Source organism: Sorangium sp. So ce128, assembly GCF_051525245.1.
GTDB classification, from domain to species: domain Bacteria; phylum Myxococcota_A; class Polyangia; order Polyangiales; family Polyangiaceae; genus Sorangium; species Sorangium cellulosum_B.
The window spans coordinates 7,951,614-7,973,187 of record NZ_CP150313.1 but is presented as its reverse complement, the minus strand read 5'-3'; the positions used below and the strand labels follow the sequence as shown (position 1 = coordinate 7,973,187).

Annotated in this window: 16 protein-coding genes; 7 read left to right on the top strand and 9 right to left on the bottom strand. The window is 70.6% G+C overall.

The features are described from left to right. On the bottom strand, positions 1–1,170 hold the full coding sequence (locus tag WME82_RS30080) for a zinc-dependent alcohol dehydrogenase (RefSeq protein ID WP_437708637.1): 1,170 nt from the start codon (positions 1,168–1,170) through the stop codon (positions 1–3). A gap of 2 nt (positions 1,171–1,172) precedes the next feature. After that, positions 1,173–1,910: a hypothetical protein gene (locus WME82_RS30075; protein WP_438038120.1), complete on the bottom strand. Its 738-nt coding sequence runs from the start codon at positions 1,908–1,910 to the stop codon at positions 1,173–1,175. Positions 1,911–2,285: 375 nt separating this feature from the next. On the opposite strand from WME82_RS30075, the gene WME82_RS30070 reads away from it, so the two are divergent. The 3 genes from WME82_RS30070 to WME82_RS30060 all read left to right on the top strand — a co-directional run bounded on the left by WME82_RS30070 (position 2,286) and on the right by WME82_RS30060 (position 6,007). Beyond that, complete coding sequence (locus WME82_RS30070) at positions 2,286–3,125, top strand: CIA30 family protein (protein ID WP_438038119.1); 840 nt, start codon at positions 2,286–2,288, stop codon at positions 3,123–3,125. 261 nt (positions 3,126–3,386) lie between these two features. Further along, positions 3,387–4,910 carry a sugar ABC transporter ATP-binding protein gene (locus WME82_RS30065; protein ID WP_437739949.1) on the top strand — a complete coding sequence of 508 codons (1,524 nt, stop codon included), beginning with the start codon at positions 3,387–3,389 and terminating at the stop codon, positions 4,908–4,910. Beyond that, on the top strand, positions 4,907–6,007 hold the full coding sequence (locus tag WME82_RS30060; RefSeq protein WP_438038118.1) for a sugar ABC transporter permease: 1,101 nt from the start codon (positions 4,907–4,909) through the stop codon (positions 6,005–6,007). The genes WME82_RS30065 and WME82_RS30060 overlap by 4 nt, the downstream gene beginning before the upstream one ends. Before the next feature lie 232 nt (positions 6,008–6,239). On the opposite strand, the gene WME82_RS30055 is transcribed toward WME82_RS30060, so the two are convergent. The 6 genes from WME82_RS30055 to WME82_RS30030 all read right to left on the bottom strand — a co-directional run bounded on the left by WME82_RS30055 (position 6,240) and on the right by WME82_RS30030 (position 15,474). Next, entirely contained in the window at positions 6,240–8,171 is a 1,932-nt protein-coding gene (locus tag WME82_RS30055; RefSeq protein ID WP_438038117.1) for an ABC-F family ATP-binding cassette domain-containing protein, read from the bottom strand. A gap of 218 nt (positions 8,172–8,389) precedes the next feature. Then, entirely contained in the window at positions 8,390–11,680 is a 3,291-nt protein-coding gene (locus WME82_RS30050) for a CARDB domain-containing protein (protein WP_438038116.1), read from the bottom strand. A gap of 245 nt (positions 11,681–11,925) precedes the next feature. After that, positions 11,926–12,321, bottom strand: a complete 396-nt coding sequence (locus WME82_RS30045) for a type II toxin-antitoxin system VapC family toxin (RefSeq protein ID WP_438038115.1) — start codon at positions 12,319–12,321, stop codon at positions 11,926–11,928. Then, a complete protein-coding gene (locus WME82_RS30040; protein ID WP_438038114.1) occupies positions 12,318–12,563 on the bottom strand; it encodes a type II toxin-antitoxin system prevent-host-death family antitoxin in 246 nt (81 codons plus the stop codon). Before WME82_RS30040 ends, WME82_RS30045 begins: the two co-directional genes overlap by 4 nt. A 167-nt stretch (positions 12,564–12,730) precedes the next feature. Next, on the bottom strand, positions 12,731–13,582 hold the full coding sequence (locus WME82_RS30035) for an ABC transporter ATP-binding protein (RefSeq protein WP_438038113.1): 852 nt from the start codon (positions 13,580–13,582) through the stop codon (positions 12,731–12,733). A 107-nt stretch (positions 13,583–13,689) separates the two neighbouring features. Next, positions 13,690–15,474 carry an SUMF1/EgtB/PvdO family nonheme iron enzyme gene (locus tag WME82_RS30030; protein WP_438038112.1) on the bottom strand — a complete coding sequence of 595 codons (1,785 nt, stop codon included), beginning with the start codon at positions 15,472–15,474 and terminating at the stop codon, positions 13,690–13,692. Between the two features lie 102 nt (positions 15,475–15,576). Between WME82_RS30030 and WME82_RS30025 the strand changes: the two genes are divergently transcribed. The 4 genes from WME82_RS30025 to WME82_RS30010 all read left to right on the top strand — a co-directional run bounded on the left by WME82_RS30025 (position 15,577) and on the right by WME82_RS30010 (position 20,535). Next, positions 15,577–16,362 carry an aldo/keto reductase gene (locus WME82_RS30025; protein ID WP_438038111.1) on the top strand — a complete coding sequence of 262 codons (786 nt, stop codon included), beginning with the start codon at positions 15,577–15,579 and terminating at the stop codon, positions 16,360–16,362. 11 nt (positions 16,363–16,373) lie between these two features. Next, a complete protein-coding gene (locus WME82_RS30020) occupies positions 16,374–17,348 on the top strand; it encodes an NAD(P)-dependent oxidoreductase (protein ID WP_438038110.1) in 975 nt (324 codons plus the stop codon). Between the two features lie 113 nt (positions 17,349–17,461). After that, entirely contained in the window at positions 17,462–19,567 is a 2,106-nt protein-coding gene (locus WME82_RS30015; RefSeq protein WP_438038109.1) for a sensor histidine kinase, read from the top strand. After that, positions 19,564–20,535, top strand: coding sequence for a Shedu anti-phage system protein SduA domain-containing protein (locus WME82_RS30010; RefSeq protein WP_438038108.1), 972 nt, complete (start codon positions 19,564–19,566; stop codon positions 20,533–20,535). Before WME82_RS30015 ends, WME82_RS30010 begins: the two co-directional genes overlap by 4 nt. Positions 20,536–20,808: 273 nt before the next feature. Here WME82_RS30010 and WME82_RS30005 read toward each other — a convergent pair whose 3' ends face one another. Further along, positions 20,809–21,552 carry a hypothetical protein gene (locus WME82_RS30005; RefSeq protein WP_438038107.1) on the bottom strand — a complete coding sequence of 248 codons (744 nt, stop codon included), beginning with the start codon at positions 21,550–21,552 and terminating at the stop codon, positions 20,809–20,811. Positions 21,553–21,574: the final 22 nt, after the last annotated feature.

Here is a 21,574-nt window from a genome sequence, read left to right as displayed (position 1 = left end):
TCAGGGGGCGAACACCGCGCGCACGCACGCCTCTGCGCGCGCCTCGAAGAGGCGGTATCCGCGCGGCCCGTCGTCGAGGCACATCCGGTGCGTCAGGAGGTACGACGGATCGATGTCGCCGCGCTGGATGTGATCGAGCAGCCGCGGGATGTACCGCTGTCCGTGCTGCTGGCCGGTCCTGACGATGAGCGCCTTGTTCATGAGCGCGCCGAGCGGGATCTTGTCGGCGAACCCGGAATAGACGCCCACGATGGACACCGTGCCGCCCTTGCGGCAGGCCAGCATCGCCTCGCGCAGCACGAGCGGGCGGTCGCTCTGCATCCGGAACGCCTGCTTCACCCGATCGACCGCGTGCTGCAGGCCCGTCCCGTCGGCTTCCATGCCCACCGCGTCGATGCAGGCGTCGGGGCCGCGCCCGCCCGTCATCTCGCGGAGCGCCTCCTGGACGTCGACCTCGGCGTAGTTCACGGCGTCGGCGCCCCCGTGCGCCTTCGCCATCGCCAGGCGGTCCGCGATCCGGTCGATCGCGATGACGCGCTCGGCGCCGAGGAGATAGGCGCTCTTGATCGCCATCTGACCGACGCCCCCGCACCCCCAGACGGCGACGACCTGGCCCGGGCGGATGTCGCAGAGCTCGGCCGCCATGTAGCCCGTCGAGAGCGCGTCGGAGGCGAACAGGGCGCTCTCGTCCCGCACCCCGTCGGGGACCTTGAACGCGCCGTGATCCGCGAACGGCACGCGCACGTACTCGGCGTGGCTCCCCGCGAAGCCCCCGAAAGCATGCGAGTAGCCGAAGATCGCGGCTGTCGTGTCCCCGAACACCCTGTCCGTCACCACGTGATGAGGATTCGAGTTCTCGCAGAGCGACCACAGCTCGCGCTGGCAATACGCGCACCGCCCACACCCGATGATGGAGGACACGACGACGCGATCGCCCCGCTGAACCCGCTTCACCTCCGCGCCGGTCTCCACGACCTCGCCGAGGAACTCGTGCCCGAGGATGTCGCCCTGCTTCATCGTCGGGACGTACCCGTGGAGCAGGTGCAGATCCGAGCCGCAGACCGACGACAGGGAGACGCGGACGATGGCGTCGTGCGGGCTGATGAGCTTCGGCTCGGGCACCGACTCCACGACGATGTCATCCACCCCATTCCAGCAGATCGCGCGCATGGTCACTCCCTCTCACGGTCTGCCCGGCCGGACGGCTGCCCCGCCGTCGTCGGGATCTCGCCGATCTCGATCCATTGCCTCAGGCGCCGCAGCTCGCCCCGCAGCTGCCGCCTGGGCAGCTCCGCCAGCAGCTCGCCCGCCGCGCGCGCGAGCCGCCCCCGCGGCCGCGCGCCCGGCAGCACCACCTTGATCTCCGTGCCCCTGTCGCCCGGCGCGGTCGCGAGCGAGACGACGCCTGCCGGCGTGCGCTCCGGGCCACCCGCGCCGGCCGCCCGGATCGTCGAGGCTTGCCTCTTCGCGCCGGCCTCCACGCGCCCGATGCTCGGCAGGAGGCGCCGCACGCCCGCCGCGTCCTGCAGCGCGTGCAGGACCGCCGCCCGCGCGCGGCTCACCGTGACGCTGCTCACGACCCGCGGGGCGCGGGCCCCGAGCGCCCGGAGCGCCGACGCCGCGATCTCGACCCCGAGCGCCGGCCGCTCCTCGGACAGCCCGGCGACCCGCTCGTAGATGCGGTATGCCGCCGTCTCCAGCCGGCTCAGGAGCAGCCCCGCGATTCCCCTCCTCCCCGGCAGCCGCGCGCAGCTCCCGCGCTGCGCCGCCGCGCTCTGCCGCTCTCCCAGCGGGGCTCTCTCCTGCTCCGTCGGGGGCGCGCCTTCGCCGCCGCTCCGCTCCCGGTCCGCGCTCTGCGCGCCCCTCTGCGCCGCGGCGCGCGCTCGCCGGCCAGCCTTCGCCCGTGCCATCTCTCCTCCTTCGAGCCTCGCCGAGAGAGCCCGCGAAGGCGCCTTGCAAGCAGGCGGCCACTCGCGCTGATCCAGGCGCTCACGTCTCAACGGCGCTCCGAACATGCCACTGCCGTTGCGAGCGGACCCAACAAGGACATTCGCGTGAGCCTCGCCTCCAGGGCGAACGATGGCGAGCGAAGGCGAGCGAAGACAAAGATGGATTGCAGCGAGGAAAGAAGAAGGTTGCAGGGCCTGAACTTCCAGGCGATACTCGCCGCGCCAGGACGCTCCTCGATTCAATTGACGTCCGGCCCAGAGCGAGCACTGATTAGCATAAACTAGATACGGAGATACGAACGTATGAAGACTAGAATTTCCCTGTGTGCTTTTAACTTGGCGGTCTGTGGACTGGCTGTCGCGGCGTTCGCGGCGTGCGGTGGCGACGACGGCGGCGGCGGCGGGAGCGGGGGCGCTGGCGGCGCCGGCAGCGCCGGCAGCACGACCTCCGCGGGCACCGTGGACCCGTCGACCACGACGGCGAGCACGGGGACCACCGATCCCGCCACGACCTCGACGGCCGCGAGCACCTCGGCGTCGACGGGCGCGGGCGCCGGCCCCCAGACGATCGAGATGATCGATGACATGGAGGACAACGACAACGCCATCCTGGCCGAGGGCGGGCGGGTCGGTTACTGGTACACCTTCAATGACGCGACGGAGGGGGCCACGCAGACCCCGCCGCCCGATCTGGAGGGGACCGGGGAAGAGCCGTTCACGATGACGGCGCTCGATCCGGCGCGCGGGCAGAGCACGTACGCGGCGCGCTCGTGGGGGACGGGCTTCACGGAGTGGGGCGCTGGCTTCGGCTTCGATCTGAACAGCCCCGAGGGGGTCAAGGCCTCCTATGACGCCTCGGCGTACACCGGAATCACCTTCTGGGCGAAGCTCGGCCCGGGCTCCGGCACGAGCGCGACCGTCATGATCTCGGACCCGGGGACGGATCCTGCCGGCGGTGCCTGTTCGGACCAGTGCGACGCGTGGCAGAAGACGTTCCCCGCCACCGAGGAGTGGCAGCAGTTCACCATTCCCTTCGCGGACCTGAAGCAGGGCGGCTGGGGCGATCCGGCGGGCACCGAGCAGATCGACGCGGCGAAGCTCTACTCGCTCCAGTTCCAGATCGGCAAGGCACCCGAGTTCGACCTCTACATCGACGACCTCGGCTTCTACAACTGAGCGCCCTCGCCCGGGCCGCCCCGGGAGCCCCCGCGCAGGGGGCTCTCAACCACTCCTCTTCCCCCCCGGCGCTTCCCAGGGAACATGCGTGACGCGCGACACGCGACACGCGACACGCGACACGCGACACGCGACACGCGACGCGCGACGCGCGGCGACCTGCGCGCCTGGATCCTCTGCGCGCTTCCAACAAAGTGCTTGCATCGCAGGCCCCTCCCAGGCGAACGTGGCCGCGCGCTGACGCCCCTTGTGCCCAGGACAATGCCTCTCCTCGAGCTCGCATCGATCACGAAGCAGTTCCCCGGGGTGAAAGCCCTCGATGGCGTCTCGTTCGACCTCCAGGAAGGCGAGATTCACGCCCTCTGCGGCGAGAACGGCGCGGGTAAGAGCACCCTCATCAAGACCCTGTGCGGCTACTACCCCGCAGGCACCTACGGCGGCGAGATCCGCTTGAACGGCGGCGTCGTGCAGTTCAGCAGCATGCGCAGCGCCGAGGAGCACCGCATCGCGCTGATCGCGCAGGAGCTCGCGCTCGTGCCCGATCTCACCGTCGCCGAGAACCTCGTGCTCGGGCGGGAGCCCGTCCGCGGTGGGCTCATCGACTGGGACGCGGTGCGGGCCCTGGCGCGGGAGGCGCTCGCGCGCGTCGGGCTCGACATCGATCCCGAGCGCCCGATCAAGGACCTGGGCATCGGCCAGCAGCAGATGGTCGAGATCGCGAAGGCGCTGCTCAAGGACGCGAAGGTCCTCGTCCTCGACGAGCCCACGGCGGCGCTCACCGAGTCCGGCGTGAAGACGTTGCTCGGCCTGCTCCGCGATCTGCGCGCCCGCGGCGTCTCCTGCATCTACATCAGCCACCGGCTCGAGGAGGTCTTCGAGATCGCCGACCGCATCACGGTCCTCCGTGACGGGAAGTCGATCACGACCCAGCCGCGGACCGCGCTCTCGCCCGACAACGTCATCTCGTACATGGTCGGCCGCGAGGTGACGAACCTCTACCCCTGCCCCCCGCCGCCGGAGGGCCCCGTCGCGATGTCGGTCCAGGGCTGGTCGGTCGAGGACGCCGGGCACCCCGGGCGGTTCGTGCTGCGCGACGTGAGCTTCGAGGTGCGCGCCGGCGAGGTGCTGGGCATCGGCGGACTCATGGGCGCCGGCCGCACCGCGCTCCTCTCGACGATCTTTGGTGCTGCAACGAGCCGCGTCACCGGCGCGATCTCGGTCCGAGGCGGGCCCGCGACGCCGCCGTACAGGGCGCCCGAGCAGGCGATCGACGCGGGCATCGCGCTCGTCAGCGAGGATCGCAAGCGCTACGGCCTCGTGCTCGAGGCGACCCTCCTCGACAACATCACGCTCGCGACCCTGCGGCGGTTCGTGAAGGGGCTCTTCCTCGATCACGCCGATCGGGAGGTCAGGGCGGTCGAGCAGATGAAGGCGCTCAGGACCAAGGCGTCTGGGCCGCTCGCGCTCGCGAACCAGCTCTCGGGCGGCAACCAGCAGAAGATCGTGATCGGCAAATGGCTGATGACGGGGCCCCGGGTGCTGCTGCTCGACGAGCCGACCCGGGGAATCGACGTCGGGGCGAAGGCGGAGATCTACCAGCTCATCCACAAGCTCGCTTCGGATGGGCTCGCCGTGGTGCTCGTGTCCTCCGATCTGCCGGAGCTGCTCGGCATGAGCCACCGTGTGCTGGTGCTCAACCAGGGCAGACCGACGGCCTGCCTCGACCGGAAGGACGCGACCGCGGAGCGCGTGATGGCTGCTGCAACGAGGAAGGTGACGGAATGAGCGAGGCCAAGCTTCGCGTGCGTATCCCCTGGCGCGCCCTCTCGATGGTGGGCTCGCTCATCGCGATCTGGATTGCCTTCTCCATCACGACCGATGGGACGTTCGTGACGCCGCGCAACCTGACGCTCCTCGCGCGGCAGATGTCGGTGACCTCGATCCTGGCCATCGGCATGGTGATGGTCATCGTCGCGGGGCAGATCGATCTCTCGGTGGGCGCGCTCGCCGGTCTGCTCGGCGCCTCATCGGCGATGATCTACGTGAGCCTCGGCTGGCCGCTGCCGGCCGCCTTCATCCTGCCGCTCCTGCTCGGGGCCGTCCTTGGCTTCGTGCAGGGGACCCTCGTGGCGCGGCTGCGGATTCCCCCCTTCATCGTCACGCTCGGCGGGATGCTCATCTTCCAGGGATCCATCCTCGGCTTGACAGGCGGTGTGTCCATCTCGCCGGCGCGTCCTTACCTGTTCGTGGGCCAGGCGTACGTGCCGCACACCCTCGGCTGGGCGGGCGCTGGCGTCCTCTGCGTCGGGCTGCTGTACAAGGCGGCGCGCGCGACCGGCACGGCGCGCTACCCGTGGATCGGGCTCGCCGTGTTCTCCCTCGCGTTCGCCGCCCTGATGAACTCCTACGAGGGTGTCCCGTTCCCCGTGCTGGTCGTGCTCGTGCTCGCGACCGTGTTCACGGTGCTCGCGAAGCACACGACGTTCGGGCGGCACCTCTACGCGATTGGCGGCAACCGAGAGGCGGCCTTTTACTCCGGCATCAGCATCGATCGTCACCTCATCGCCGTGTTCACGCTGATGGGCGTGATGGCGGGCATCGCGGGCGTGGTGCTCACCGCCCGCGTCGGCTCTGCGACCTCGGACGCCGGCCGGATGATGGAGCTCGACGCGATCGCGGCCGCCGTGATCGGCGGCACGTCGCTCCTCGGCGGGCAGGGCACCATCTGGGGCGCGCTGCTCGGCGCGCTCGTCATGGCCTCGCTCGACAACGGCATGAGCCTGATGAACACCGAGAGCTTCTGGCAGCCGATCATCAAGGGCATCATCCTCATCCTCGCCGTCGGCATCGACATGGCCAGCCGCAAGACCAGAGGTCACTGAGCGAGCCGCCGCTCGCGTTTCGATGAGGGTGAGTTGCCGCCTCCCGGCTCCGCGAACACGTAGGCCCTGGGAGAGGGGGTCCGCCGCGCGGCGCGGGGGATGGGCCGATGTTTGAGCCTGAGACGATGATCCTCCGGCGAAGCCGGAGGATCATCGTCTCAGGCGAGTTCGGCGGGGCCCCCGCGCCGCGCGGCGGACCCCCTCTCCCAGGGCCGGGCAGCCCGGCGAGATCTCACTGCGGCTGGACCGCCCCGAGCTCGGCGATCTCCTGCTCGAGCTGCTCCCACTCCGCCATGAGCGCGTCGATGCGCGGGCCGAGCGCCTCGTCCTCGGCCTGGAGCGCCGCGATCTCGGCCTGTCCAGTGCGCTCGAAGAAGCCGTCGCTGCAGTAGAGGTCGTGGATCGCCTTCTTCCGCGCCTCGGCCGCCTCGATGGACGCGAGCACCTTGTCGCGCCGCGCGGGCAGCTCCTTATGCCGGTTGCGACGCCGCTTCTGCTCCTCCCAGGAGCCGCCCGCCTCCGCAGGCGCGGCCGCCTTCTGGTGCTCGCGCTTCGCCTTCAGCACCACCGTGTCGGCGTCGAGGTGATCGTCGCCGCAGCCGGCCAGGTACTCCTCGTACGTGCCGGGGAAATCGCGCGGCCCGCTCGGCGTGACCTCGAGGATGCGCGTCGCCAGCTCGGAGACGAAGTAGCGATCGTGCGAGACGAAGAGCACCGTCCCCTCGAACGCCTTGAGCCCCTCGACGAGCCCCTGGATCGCCTCGAGGTCGAGGTGGTTGGTCGGCTCGTCGAGCACGAGCACGTTGGGCCGCTCGACGATGATGCGGCAGAAGATGAGCCGCGCCGCCTCGCCGCCGGAGAGCGAGCCGACGCTCTTCTCGACGTCGTCGCCCGAGAACAGCGCCCTGCCGAGCTGGCCGCGGACGTAGCTCGGCGACTCGTCGGGGCACGCCTCCCACAGGAAGGAGAGCGGCGTCATCGATCCGTCGACGAGCAGCTCGCGGTGATCCTGGGCGAAGTAGCCGACGCGGGCCTCGTGCCCCCACGACGCGCCGCCGGCGTCCGCCCCGAGCCGGCCCACGAGGATCTTGAGCAGGGTCGATTTGCCTAGCCCGTTCGGCCCGATCACCGCGACCCGCTCGCCCCGCCGCACCGACAGCGAGACGTCGCGCAGCACCTGCTTCGCGCCATACGACTTCGAGATCCCCTTCGCCTCGAGCACGTCGCGCCCGCTCGGCCTCTGGATCGCGAACCGGAACAGCGGCGAACGCCGCGACGTGTCGGCGAGCTCCTCGACCTCGATCTTCTCGATCTGCTTGAGCCGGCTCTGCGCCTGGCGCGCCTTGGTCGCCTTCGCGCCGAACCGCTCCACGAACGCGCGCTTGTCCGCGATGATCTTCTCGGCGCGGGCGATCTCGGCCTGCTTGCGCTCGCGGATCGCCCGCTTCTCGACGACGAAGGCGGCGTAGTTGCCCGTGTAGAGCGTGATGGTCTCGTAGTCGACGTCGAGGATGTGCGTGGCGACGTTGTCGAGGAAGCGCTGGTCGTGGGAGATGACGACCGCGCAGCCCTTGTAGCCGGCCAGGAACCTCTCGAGCCAGCGGATGGAGAGGATGTCGAGGTGGTTCGTGGGCTCGTCGAGCAGCAGCACGTCCGCGCCGCCGAGGAGCACCTGCGCGAGCAGCACGCGCAGCTTGAAGCCGCCCGAGAGCGTGGAGAGCGGCCTCCGGTGCGCCTCCACGGGGATGCCGAGCCCCTCGAGGACGGCGCTCGCGCGCGCCTCCAGCGTGTAGCCGTCGTGGGCGCGGATGCGATCCTCCAGGTCCGCCACCCGGCCGGCGTCGCCGCCGTCCTCCGCGAGGCGGCGCGACTCGACGAGCGCCTCCCACACGACGCGATCGCCCATCATCGCGAGATCCAGGATGATCTGGTCGTCGCTGAGGAACCGGTCCTGCCGGAGCACACCCACGCGGGCTTCCTTCGGGATGCTGACGCTCCCGTCGCTCGCGGGCTCGTCGCCCGCCACGATCTTCAGGAAGGTGGTCTTCCCCGAGCCGTTCGCGCCCACCAGGCCGTAGCGGGATCCGGGGTTCAGCTTGAGCGAGACGCCCTCGAAGAGGGTCCGATCACCGAATGATTTCGAGAGGTTCGAGGTTCCGAGCATGGCGCTGTGGGGGCTTGGGTCGCGGCGCGCGGGGGGCGGCGCGCCGGGGCGGCGCGCCTCGCGGGGCGCCGTCAGCGGCGCGGCGGGGCGCACAGGCATAGCACCGCGCCCCGGGCGGGAGCCGGTGATCGTGCGTCAGCGCGCGCCAGCGCGGCGCGCGACGCCGGCGTGGCGCGCGTCCGGCTGGCGGGGAGGCCCGCCGGCCGGACGCCGGCGCGTCAGTTGATCTCCGGGCACAGGATCTTGTCCGAGGCCGCGTCCTTGTTGTTTCCGTCGTTGCACTCGTCGATCGCGCCGTCCGGGTCGACGACGGCGTAGATCAGGATCGACAGGTTCGACGGGAACTTCTCGATGGTGGCGGTCAGATTCACGCTCGCCCCGGGCGCGATCGGCCCCGGGATGACCTCCTCGTGGAGCGCCGTCCCGCCCTGGCCGGGATCGCCCGCGTAGTACCGGATCCGCACGTCGCTGGCCGGCGCGGAGCCGGCGTTGATGACGGTCGTCGGGACGTCGACCTGCTTCACGGCGCACTTCGTGGCGTTCACCCGGCCGACCTCGATCTGGAGGTCCGGGCGCGCGCTGCCGGCGTCGAGGGGCGCGGTGAGCGCGTTGTTGTCCTCGTGGCACTCGCGCTCGACGGCGTCCTCGTCCACGACCGCGCGCACGCGGGCGGGCAGCGTCCCCTGCGCGTTGTGCGCGGCGCTGTAGCTCACCGTCAGGAGCAGCGAGCTGTGCGGCTCGATGCTGCTCTGGAGGACGAACTGCAGCGGGGCGAGGTCCTCACCGTGGAGCGGCTCGTCGACCTCCGGCGTGTCCCACTCGCCGTAGAAGCTGATGGCGACGCCGGGGCCCACGCGGAGATCGCCGAGGTTCTCGACGCGCACGGTGATCGCGACCTCGTCGGTGAGCTCGCCGCAGGTCGCGTCCGGGGACGAGACCTGGATGCCGCTCAGCGCGAGATCCGGCGCGACGCCGTACGACCGCGGGTTCGAGCGGTAGGTGTTGTAGACGCGGCCGCCGTACGGCTTCCAGCTCTCGGGCTCCTTCAGGGGGATGCCGCCGCTCTCGAGCACGTTCGTCACGTGGTAGCTGTGCTGGTTCCAGATGCGGCGCGCCGAGACCCAGAGGTCGTTCTGCGCGCCCCAGACCTCGAGGCCGTTGTTGTAGTCGGTGCCTTGCGAGCAATGGGTCGATTCGTTCGAGGTGCCGAACACGATCTCCGCGTTGCCGTCGTTGTCGACGTCCGCGACGATCGGGTACTCGGAGCGGGTGCGGCTCGGCGAGGGCACCTTGAACAGGACGTCGGCCGTCACGCCGTCGTAGATGCGGAAGTAGCACTCGTCGTTGTAGATGACCTCGGCGGCGCCGTCGCCGTTGAAGTCGAACACGCTCGACCCGGTGGTGCGGCTCGAGTCGTCCTCGGTCATGCGCTGCCAGCCGTTGTGGTAGCAGACGCAGGTGCCCCGCTGCTGGTTGCACGTCGCCGCGCCCGGGGCGCCGCATTCCTCGTCCGTGGTGCACGGCTTCCCGTTCGGGGTCCGCTCCGGGTTGCCTTGCAGCCCCGTGCCCGCGTCGGTGAACGCGTTGGGCCACGCCGGGCACTCGGCCGTCGGCGCCTGGAGATCGAACATCATGTAGCGGAGGCCGAACGCCGTGCCGACCTCGGGGAAGCCGTCGCCGTCGAAGTCGTCCACGTTCGGGGCGCCGCCGTCGAAGGTGGTGCCCGAGGCCGTCATCACCTGGCGGCGCTTGATGGTGCCGTCCTGCCCGTTGAGCACGAAGAAATACCCGTTGTTGAACAGGATCACCTCCGGGCGCTCATCGAGCGGGTTGCTCGGCCCGGGTGCGGCGTCCTGGTCCTCTCCGAGGACGTCGGCCACGGCGCAGAGGCCGTCGCGCTGTTCGAGCGGGATCCCGGCCGTGCCGTTGACGGTCTGCCCGTCCCAGACCTCGATGAGCTTCCCCTCGCAGTACGCCGTCGCCTCCTTGTCGGTGTACGGCGGCGCGCACCCGGCCCTGCTCGTCACGCCGGGCGGCGGGCGGGGCAGCCCATAGGCGGTGCTGCCCGCGACGATCTCCAGCCGGGGGTCGTCGTCGAGGTTCGCGACGCACGCGATGGGCCCGAGCCGGTTCTGCTGGTTCGTCGGAGACCCCTGTATCCCTTGAGCCTTGTCGCCCTTGAAGTGGTCGACGATGGAGAGCTCGCGGGTCGCCTCGTCGACGCGCAACGTGAACACGTTCGGCCCGACCACGATCTCCGGGAGCCCCTGGCCGTCGATGTTGGCGAGCGCGGGCGACGGCTCGTTGTAGCCCGTCCAGAGGATGTCCGTGAGGACCCTGGTCTCGCCCGTGTTGCTGAAGATCTGGAGCCCTGTCTTCGTCACCTCCGTGGCCCCAGTCCCCGTCACGACGGCGGTGATCGCGACGATCTCGGGGACGCCGTCGCCGTCGAGATCGCCGACGGCCAGCCCGGCGGTCGGCATCAGCGTCGCGTCGGCGCAGGCGTAGGGCGCGTCGATGGGGTCGCCCTCGTGCCAGACCTGCGCGCCGAGCACCGCGAAGTAGTTCTCTCCCTTGCGGGGCCCGCCGCCGTGGATCGCCCGGAGGACGCCCTGCTTGCCGAAATTCGAGCCGCAGAACGTCGTGAAGATGATCTCGGGGAAGTCGAGCTCGTTGATGAGCCCGTCGCCGTTGTCGTCGTCGAGGTTGGCGACGAGCGGCGTCATGACGGTCTGCGCCGAGGTCTTGAACGGGCTGTTGGCGGCGTCGGAGTTGGCGCGGTTCTCCCCTCCCCACTGGATCTCGTTCTGCGGCAGGGCGCCCGCGAACGGCTCCGGCGGCAAGAGGCACGTGGGCGCGGCGCCCGTGCCGGAGCAGGAGCCGACCTCGCAGGAGGCGTAGGTGGGGCAGTCCCAGTCGTCCTCGCAGGGGCAGCTGGCTGTCCCGGCGCCGTCGTCGGTGCACTTGCTCTCGAAGTAGGCCGATCCGCCGCACGTGAAGAGCTCGCTCGTGGTGCTGCCGTTCGACACGCACAGCCGGAGGCTGTCGCCGTCGCACGTCCGCTCGCCGGCCGTGCAGGCATCGACGACGCAGATGGTGCCGTTGCAGAACTGGTTGAAGGCGCACTCGAGGTCGCTCTGGCAGGCGATATCGACGCAGCGCGCGCCTGCGTCCGGGGGCGTCTCGCACACCTCGGTCGCGTCGCAGGTGAGGTCGTCGCACGTGTTGTCGACGCAGGTGCCTTGTCCGTCCGCCTCCTCGCAGTGCTGGTCCGCCCGGCAGCTCACGCCCTCACAGCCACTCTCGCCGCCTGCGCCGCCTGCGCCGCCCGACGCGGCCATCGACCCGACGAACCCGCCGCCATCGCCCGAGCTGCTGCTCGTGCCGCCGTTGCCTCCGCCGCCATCGCCGGGGGGCGTGACGACATCCGGATCACCGCCGCAGGCCGCTGCAGCGAGCAAAAACCAAGGAAGGGCGCGGGGAAGCAACCGCCGGGGGCACGTGGGCATGAGGCGATTGTACGAGCGCGCTGTCGGCATGGAAGCGCGTTCGCGCGCAGGATCGTGCGGCGAGTGGGAGCTCTGCCCACGATGGCCACGATGGACGTCGCTTTGCGGCAGGGGGCAGCAGCGCGGTGGAATGGGCGCGCGGACCGCCCGGGGGGTCGTGGGGACGGCCGTGCCGGGGAGGAGCCGGGCTCAGCGGGCGCGCGGGAACGACGGTTCGACGTGGCGGCGCCGGCGTCGCTGCCCTTTCACGATCCGGCCCAGAGCACCGTGGCGCCGTAGCGAGTGAGCAGCTCGTCCACGGTGACGAGCGCTGCCCCTTCGCAAAGCGCCTGCGCCACGGGGAGGCGATCGAAGGGATCTCGGTGATGGTGCGGCAAGGCCGCGGACGAGATCGCGTGACGGGAGGTCACGGGGAGCTCGATCCCTTCGAGCGCGGCGATGACCCGCGGGACGAGGAGCTCCGGCCTTTCGGGGAGCGGGAGCTTGCCGATAGCGTGCTTGACCGCGATCTCCCAGGCGCTTGCGGCGGAGATCAGGAGGGTGTTGTGAGGATCCTCGATGGCCTGCCGGGCCGTCGTGGCGATGCGCTCCGGCGTGAGCGCAGCCCAGAGCCACACATGGGTGTCAAGGAGCAGCTTCACGTCTCTCCATCTCCCTCGAAGGCGTGAAGCATGTCCTCGGGCAGGGGAGCGTCGAAATCGTCAGGGACGTCGAACAGGCCTCGGAGCGCCCCGAGCTTGCGCGCCGGCGGCGTGAGGCTACGCGGGGCCGACTCCTCCTCGAGGATGATCACCTCGACGTTCTTGCCCGCGAGCGCCGAGAGCTCCGGGATGTGGAGGAGTTCGGAGGTGACCTGGGTGCGAATGCGGATCGCGTTGGCCATGGTGGGCAGGAGGGACTGTAGCGCACGTCAGGAGTCTCGCGGCGCGCCGCTGTCAGAGCGCGGCGGCAAACGGGAGCGGAAGGGACCTCCGGGCGCGCCGAGCTGCCGCGATCTCATTCGCCTCCACCCGTGGAGCACCGGGAATGCCGGGCTCGCCGGTCCGCGCCTCACGCCCCGCCGCTCTCCAGCGCCTCCTGCAGCGCGCGCACCTCGCGCGCGAACGCGGGCTCGGTGCGCAGCGCGGCCGTCCGCTTGTCTGGCAGCGAAAGCGTGCGGTCGGCGACGACGCGCGCCGGCCGCGGGGAAAGGACGACGGCGCGCTCGGCGAGGTAGGCGGCCTCGGTGATCGAGTGGGTCACGAAGAGCACCGTCATGCCGAGCTCGGCCCAGAGCGCGCGGAGCTCGTCGTCGAGCCGGCTCCTCGTGAGCTCGTCGAGCGCGGCGAACGGCTCGTCGAGCAGGAGCAGCCGCGGGCGCGTGACCAGCGCGCGGGCGAGCGATACACGCATGCGCATGCCGCCGGAGAGCTCGGCCGGGTACCGCGCGCCCGCGTCGGCGAGGCCGACCTGGACGAGCGCCGCCCGCGCCGCCGCGCGGCGCTCGTCGAGCGGCGCGCCGGCGAGCTCGAGCGGCAGGGCGGCGTTCTCGAGGACGCTCCGCCAGGGCAGGAGGTGGGCGTCCTGGAAGACGTACGCGAGGGGGGCGCGCGCGCCGCCTGCGCCGCCCGCGCGGCGTTCGCCGCCCGGCGCCTCCTCGGCCTCCACGACGGCCGCGCCGGCGTCGGCGCGGTCCAGCCCGGCGACGAGCCGCAGCAGGGTGGATTTGCCGCACCCGGAGGGCCCGAGCAGCGCGACGAATGCGCCAGGCGCGATGTCGAGATCGATGCCGTCGATCGCGATCACGCCGGGGGCGCCGTCCCTCGGCGCGCGGCCCGCGTCGTCCAGCACCGGGAAGACGCGCCGGACGCCGGTCAGCCGCACGCGGACGCCGCCGCTCGCCCTGGCCCTGTTCGTCTGCATCTGCGCCCGGCGTTCTATCCGCGCCGCAGCCGGTTGACCAGGCGCTCGTGCGCCGAGCCCGCGCCGAGCCGCCGCACGTGCGCCGAGCAGCTGCCGCGCCCGAGCCCTCAGCTCGACGAGGCCGTTCGCACGCAGCGGAAGCCGCCGCCGGCGAAGCGGTAGTGCGCCTCGAAGCTCGTGCGCGCCCAGGTGCGGAGCGACTGCGCGCCGTACATCCACGAGCCGCCGCGCATCACGAGCAGCGGCCGATCCGAGGGCCGCGTGTTGCGCGGGTTGTGGGAGGGGCCGTCCGCATAGAAGTGCGGATCGTCGTAGTCCTCGCACCACTCCCACACGTTGCCGGCGAGGTCGAGGATGCCATAAGGAGAGGCGCCTCCCGGCAGCGAGCCGACGGGCACCGTCCCGCCCTCGCGGTTGTCGTAGTTCGCGCGCGTGGGCCCGGGCTCGGCGCGCCCCCACGGGTATTTGCGGCCGTCGGTGCCGCGCGCGGCCTTCTCCCACTCGGCCTCGGTCGGCAGGCGCTTGCCGGCCCAGTTGGCGTAGGCCCGCGCGTCGTCCCACGACACGTACACCACGGGGTGCTCCTCGAGGCCCGCGGGGATCTCGCCGCGCCTGAAATGGGCGAGGAGCCGGCTCGCGTCGTCGTCGTCGGGGCGGTACCCGGTCACGTCGAGGAACGCCTTGAACTGGCGGTTCGTGACCGGCGTGCGGTCCATGTAGAACGCGTCGACATGGACCTTCCTGCGCTGCTGCCCGCTCAGGAACGGCCCGCCGGGGACGAGGATCATCTGCTCGCCGGTCTTCTCGCGGACCGTCGGCGCGAGCTCGCGCCCGTCGGACGAGGGCCGCGACGGGGCGGGCGAGAACTCCGAGAGCGCCTCGTCGAGCCGCGCCCGGAACTCCGCGCACGACGCCGGCCTCCCCGCCGGGTCCTTCGAGAGCGCGTCGAGCACGAGCCGGTCGAGGGCCGGCGGGAGGTCGGGGCGCAGCGACGAGGGGGGCGCCGGGGCGTCGGCGACGTGGGCCATCATCACGGCGAAGTGGTTGGGGCTGTCGAACGGCACCTGCCCTGTCGTCAGCTTGTAGAGCGTCACGCCGAGAGAGTAGATGTCCGAGCGCCGATCCGCCGCGTGGGGGCTCTTCACCTGCTCGGGCGACATGTAACAACACGTCCCGAGGAACGCGCCGCTCAGCGTGTACGTCGTCCCCTCCAGGATCTTGGCGATGCCGAAGTCGACGATCTTGGGGTAGAGGCCGTCTTTCCCGGTCGTGACGAGGATGTTGTCGGGCTTGAGATCGCGGTGGATGATGCCCATGCGGTGCCCCTCGTCCATCGCGTCGAGGACGCCGCCGAACAGCGCGCGGATCTCCTGGAAGGGGATGCGCCCGCGCCACCGCTCGAGGTGCCGCACCAGCGTCGACCCGTCGACGTACTCCATGACGATCGCGAGCAGGTGATCGCGCTCGACGAAATCGTAGACGGCGACAACGTTCTCGTGGCTCCAGGAGCGGAGCACCCGCGCTTCCCGCGCGAACCGCCGCCGGATCTCCGGGTTGCCGCAGAGGTTCGAGTGCAGGCATTTGACGGCCACGACGCGCTCGCGCGCCCGGTCGTAAGCGCGGTAGACGACGCCCATGCCGCCCTCGCCGAGCGTCGACTCGATGCGATAGACGCTGATCTCCGTCCCGGGCAAGAGCCGCACCGGCGGCAGCGGCAGGGAGGCTGGCGGCAGCCCGACGGCGCCGAGCTGCGTCGCGGGGAACGCCGTCGCGGCGAGGGCGGGGCTGGGATCCGGCGCGGTGACGAGCTGGCCGCACGAGGGGCAGAAGCGGGCGTTCTCCGGGAGCGGAGCGCTGCAGCCGGCGCACCGGGGAGGGGAGTCCTGGCCCATCGGTGGCCAGGGAGTCTGGCACAGGTCGGGGCGGCCGTGGGCGGCGAATGTGTGGCGCGCGGGAGCCGGTGACATCGACGGAGGTGATGGTAGATCCGTCCCATGGACGACTGGCTCCGCCGCGCGCCGACCGCCTTTGGCGGCAAGCGCATCTTCCGGCTCGGGCTCGCGGCGAACTACGGCATCGATGAGGGCGGGGTGCGCGCGGCGATGGACCGCGGCGTCAATCTCTTCCTCTGGACGATGCGCTCGGGCGGGCTCGGCAACCCGCTGCGCGAGGCGCTGAAGGGGCGCCGCGACAGCGTGGCGGTGGTCGGCTTCGCGCAGGCCGGCTGGTTCGGCTGGGGCGTGCGCCGGGGCGCCGAGAAGCTGCTCCGGGAGCTCGGGACCGACCATCTCGATGTCTATCTGCTCGGCTGGCTCGGCGTCGGGTCTGCCTGGACGAGCGCGACCGAGCGGGAGCTCATGCACCTGCGCGAGAGCGGCAAGGTGCGGGCGGTCGGGGTGAGCATCCACGATCGCCCGCGGGCGGGCGGCCTGGCGGAGTCGTCGCCGCTCGACCTGCTCATGATCCGCTACAACGCCGCGCATCCCGGCGCGGAGCGCGACATCTTCCCGCACGTGCGCGACGCGAAGCCGAGCATCCTCGCCTACACGGCGACGGCGTGGCGTCGGCTGCTGAAGCAGCCGAAGGGCTGGGATCGCCCGGCGATGACGGCGGGCGACTGCTACCGATTCCAGCTCTCCAGCCCGCACGTGGATCTCGCGCTGACGGGGCCGAAGAGCCGCGCCGAGGTGGAGGCGAACCTCGACGCGCTCGCGAAGGGTCCGCTCACCGCCGACGAAGAGGCGTGGATGCGCGAGTTCGGGCGCGCCGTGCACGGGTGAGGGGGGCGTCGGTGGATCGGCTGATCATCGCGAGCACCGTTGTTCTGCCGGCGGAGGCGGCGCGCTCGCTCTCGGAGGGCGTCGCGCCGCACGCGCTCGAGCTGGCCGCGGCGCGCTCCGCGAAGAACCTCGCCGTCGTCGCGCCGGATCCGCTCGTCCTCGGCGCCGAGGTCGTCTTTGGCCAGCCGCACCCCGACGACGTGCGCGCGGCCCCGCGGCTCCGCTGGGTGCACCTCAGCACCGCGGGGTATGCCCGCTACGACGTGGCGGCGGTGCGCGCCGCGCTCGCCGCCCGCGGCGCCGCGCTGACGACGAGCAGCGGCGTCTACGCCGATCCTTGCGCGGAGCACGCGCTCGCGTTCCTGCTCTCGGCCTCGCGGCGGCTGCCCGAGTGCCTCGAGAACCAGCTCGGCCCGCGCGGCTGGCCCGACGCGCACCTGCGGTCGCGGAGCGCGCTCCTGCGCGGCCGGCGGGTGCTCCTCCTCGGCTTCGGCGCGATCGGCCGCCGCCTCGCCGAGCTGCTCGCGCCGTTCGAGGTGGAGCTCTGCGTCCTGCGCGCCCGCCCCCGCGGCGATGAGCCTTTCCGCGTGGTCGCGAGGGAGGAGCTGGGCGACGCCTTCGCCTGGGCGGATCACGTGGTCTCGAGCCTGCCCGAGGCCGAGGGCACGCGGCGGCTGGTCTCGGCCGCGCTGCTCGCGCGGATGCGGCCGGACGCGTGGCTCTTCAATGTCGGCCGGGGCGTCACGGTGGACCAGGTCGCGCTGCTCGAGGCGCTCGAGGCGCGCAGGATCGCGGGCGCGTACCTCGACGTGACGGATCCCGAGCCGCTCCCGCCGGAGCACCCGCTCTGGCGCGCCCCGGGCTGCGTCATCACGCCGCATTCGGCCGGCGGGCGGCGCGAGGAGTCGATGGCGCTGGTGGAGCATTTCCTGGCGAACCTGCGGCGCTTCGAGCGCGGGGAGGCGCTCGTGGACAGGGTGATCTGAGGCCGGGGCGCGAAGGGGCGACGAGCTCTTCTGCGCCTCGTCCGATCGAGCCTCGGCACGCAGGCGGGCGTTGCGCGCCCAAGCGCGTGCGTGCCATGGAGGATGTGCAACCCATGAACGACGACGAGCACGAGCCGGTGGTAGCTGGTGAAAACGCGGTGGCCCGTCTGTTCGAGGCGGCGGATTATGAGGTGTCGCGGGCGGTCGGCCTCGAGCCGGGGAGCGTGGATTGGTTCGCGACGCCTCGGAAGGGGCTCGTGCATCCGAAAACGTACTTCCGCGTGTGGACGCGCTGCCCCGAAGGCATTGACGTCGCACTGGCGGAGCTTGAGGAGAAGCGTCGGACGACGGGAGCCGATCGTGCGCTCGGGGTCCTGATTGAGGGGAGCCTGCCGCCGGGGTACACCGCAGACCTGAGGACAGATGTCTGCGCCGCGATCTCGTACCGTAGACTGGTCCTGGAGGTATCAGGGATCGCGGACGACGTACGCGAGCACATGAAGGCGTCTGAGGCGAAGGGCGATCCAGGGAAGTACGTGCCGCGGCGCGTCGATGATCGTGAGATGGGATTTCCCGACGCTGTGTCTTGGATCAAGGAGTGGGTGAGCGGCGGGCCGACGTTCGCCGCCATCGTCATCTCAGACGACCTGGCTGACTGCTTTGCTGTCGTCGGACAGGCCATCTATGAACTCGGCGTCCGGTTCTTGCGCGAGCCGGACGACACGGTGCTGCTCGCCTCGTATCGTCCTACCGGAGCAGCGCGGCTGGCTTATGAGCACGGATTCGCCATTCGCGTGCACACGGATATTGAGTCATTGCGGAGTGAGCGTCGACCGTCGTTGGTCTTTCTCGAACGCTCGGAGGTCGTGGATTTTGAGAAGCGCGCCCGCGGCTATCTGCCAGGCAAATATGTGAAGATATGCGCGCCGGCGCCGAGCGATGTCGAGCGCTGGTTCATCGATCGGTTGGCTTCGCCGGCATTGGTTGCTCGTTTCCTCGCTGCCCGTGAGCGTGAGCCGGAGTTCCAAGAGTTGACCAATGCGCCTGCGAACGTGCCGCGCATGCTGGAGTCCGTTCTCGCGTTCCGGGATGTGCCGTCGAGCGGCTCTGCGCAGTGGATCGCGTACGTGGTTCACGACTACATCGTCAAAGTAATGCGTGAGATTTTCCCGGAGGAGGCGGATTCCCTGGCGCAGTTCCTGCCACTGGAAGACGCGGCGCTGACCCAGTTCTCCCTCGGGTGGACCTCCGTTGAACCTGGATACCAGTTCTCCTCGCGGCGAACATGGGGCGCTCTGCAAGATCAAGTCCTCACGTGGTACAAGAGCGACAGCGAGGGCCGCGTACAGATGAATGCGCTGATCCGCGACTACCTCATTGCACGCAGGATCGCGCGCGAGGTTGTCGCCGGCGCTTTCGGCTCTCTGAGCCGCCACCAGTTCCCCAGGGAGTATGTGTTCCTGTTCCTGTCGATCCTCTCCCCGGAGGCAGCTGCCCGGTTCGCGGAGGGGCGAGGCGCCGAAGTTCGCGCCGACATCGAGGCCGAAGTGGAGCGCCGCCTCCAGCTGACGCTCGCTCATCAGCTCAAGCGCTCCGTGGGCGCGATCTTGATGAATGTCCAACACATCCGGGAGAATCTCGCCGCAGCAGACGTGGCGCAGTTTCAGTATGAGTTCTCTCGCATCGACGAAGAGCTCGCGTTCCAGGCGGCGCTCGCCGAGCAGACCGGGCGATGGCAGGAAGTTCCGAACGACCCTCCGGAGGCGCTTGCGCTTCACGAACTTGTGGACGATGCCGCCGCACCTCTACGCCGAAAGTATCCGGACGTCCTCTGCGAGATCGATGTCTCCGTCTCGCTCCTGGTACGAGCCGGCCGCGTAGGGCTACGTGAGATACTCCATTGCCTGATGGAGAACGCGTTCCACGCGATCGCATCCACCCCCGCGCCCCGCGTAGGGATCCGCGCGACCCCCGAGGGCGACACCGTCCGGCTCGACATTGTCGACAACGGCCCGGGCATTCGCGCGGAGGATCGGGAGCGCATCTTCGAGCCCTACGTGACGACCAAGAAGGGCGGCGACCAGCCGCTCGGTACGGGGCTGGGGCTCGCCATCGCGCGGCGCTACGCGGCGCGGCTCGGCGCTCAGGTGGGGCTCGACCCAGATCGCGAGGGAACCTGCTTCTTCGCACGGTTTGTCACTTGGAGGGATGCATCATGAACGAAAAGAACGCCCCGAAGGTGCTCCTCGTCGAGGACAACGAGGCCACGGCCGGCGATTTTCTGCGCCTGCTCCGGCTCAACGGGTTCACGGTCGAGCACGCCGTCGATGCCGCAGGGGCGCTGGGCAAGGCCGCCACCTTCGGCCCCGACGTGGTCCTGCTGGACCTGCAGATCCCCTCTGCCCCGAGCCTCTCCGACGAGAATGTCGAGCACGGCTTCCGCGTGCTCGACGCGCTCCTCGCCGCTGACCCGTTTCGCCCCGTGTGCATCGTGACCGCGCACAGCGAGCGCGAGGTCATCCGGCGCGCGATGCGGCGGACGCACGGCGCTCCGTTCGTCTTCAAGGACGACGATCTCCGACGCGCCTTGCCGAAGGCTGTGAACGTCGCCCTCGCCAGCCCGGCCTTCAAGATGAGCCGTACCGTTCGCGAGTTCCGTGCGCTCGTCGACCGGAACGAATCCGAGGACGCCTATCGCAAATTCATCCACCAGCACTGGGGTGCGATCCTCGGCCCCGAGTACCAGGACGTCCGTTCGCCGTACCCGATCACGCGCGGCGGGGAGATCGATCTCCTCGCGATCCGCTGGGACGGCTTCCCCGACCTCTGGGAGCTCAAGCGTCCCAGCGACCCCGTGTTCAAAGACTACAACGGCTGGCTCCATCACAGCCTGGAGTGCGCTCGCGCCATAGGCCAGCTCATGTCCTACTACGATGCGGCGGAGAAGGAGCCCCGCGGGCCGCTCGGGTACGACGGACGCCGGGGCATCGCTGTGCACCTCCAGCGCCCCCGCGGCTTCGTCGTCATCGGGCGCTATCAGAACGACGCCGAGCGCGAGCGCCTGCGTCTCGAGAACGGCTTCCTCGCCGGCCTCGCCATCCTGACGTACGACGATCTCATCGAGCGGGCCGAGCAGTTCCTCACGTTCCTCCAGCAGCACCGGAACGGCGACGATTTCCCCGCATAACCCGCTCTCTGCGTCTGCGACGCCATCCGCGGCTTGAAATCGCCTTCCCCGGCGTACAGTCGCCCGCTTCAAGGCTTGAAACGCCCGACTCGGTCGCCGAGTTGGCGATTTCAAGCCTTGAAGCGGCTCTCCCGGCCGCCCGGTCGACCGTCTCAAGCCTTGAAACGGCCCGCTGAGCCTCCGAGTCGGTCGTCTCAAGCCTTGAAACGGCCAACTCGGCGACCGAGTCGCCCGCTGCAAGACTTGCATCAAGCCTTGCAGCGGGCCGCGGGCTCACGCGTCCGGCGAGGCCCCCGGCTGGGCGGACGGCGCGGCTGCCGGCGCCTCCGGCGCGGCCGGCTGGCCGGGGGGGAGGGCGTCGCTGACGCCGGTCGTGCGGTGGACCTCGGCGAGATCGTCGAAGATGAGCGGCAGGAGCTCGGGCTTGCCGAGGTGGGCGAGCAGCCCGCGCACGAGGTTCTTGTTGGCGTTGTAGACACCCAGCCAGGCCTCGCGCGCGGTCGACACCTCGGGGCCGAGCTCGAGCCGCTCGACGCGCGAGGCGCGCTGCTGCCGCTCGATGATCGCGAGCTTCTCGTGCGCCTCCCGGAGCTCGGAAAGCCACATGTCCGCGCCGCGGACCTTCTCGCGCTGCCTCTCGAGCTCGTCGGCGATGTGCCCGACCGCGGCGGTGAGCTTCGTGAGCCGCCGGCGCGCGAGGACGCTCGGCGCCTCACCGCGGAAGAACACCCGCGGATCGACCGGCCTCCCCTTGAGCGAGTCGAGGTACGCGGCGAACCGCACGATGACGTCGCGCGCCTCGTCGAGCACCTCGGCGCTGTCGAGCTCCGGCGCCGGCTTGGGCTGGCGATCGAGGACATCGGACATCGCCTGATCGGCGAGGAGCTGCTTGCCCATCGCGAACTCGACCATGCCGTCGAGGGCAGCGACCTTGCCCATCAGGACCGCGGCCATCTGCTCGCGCGCGAACTTGCCATAAATCTTCGTCTCGAAAGGATCGATATAGGGGTCTGCCATAGGCGCCTCCTTGGGTTGAGCA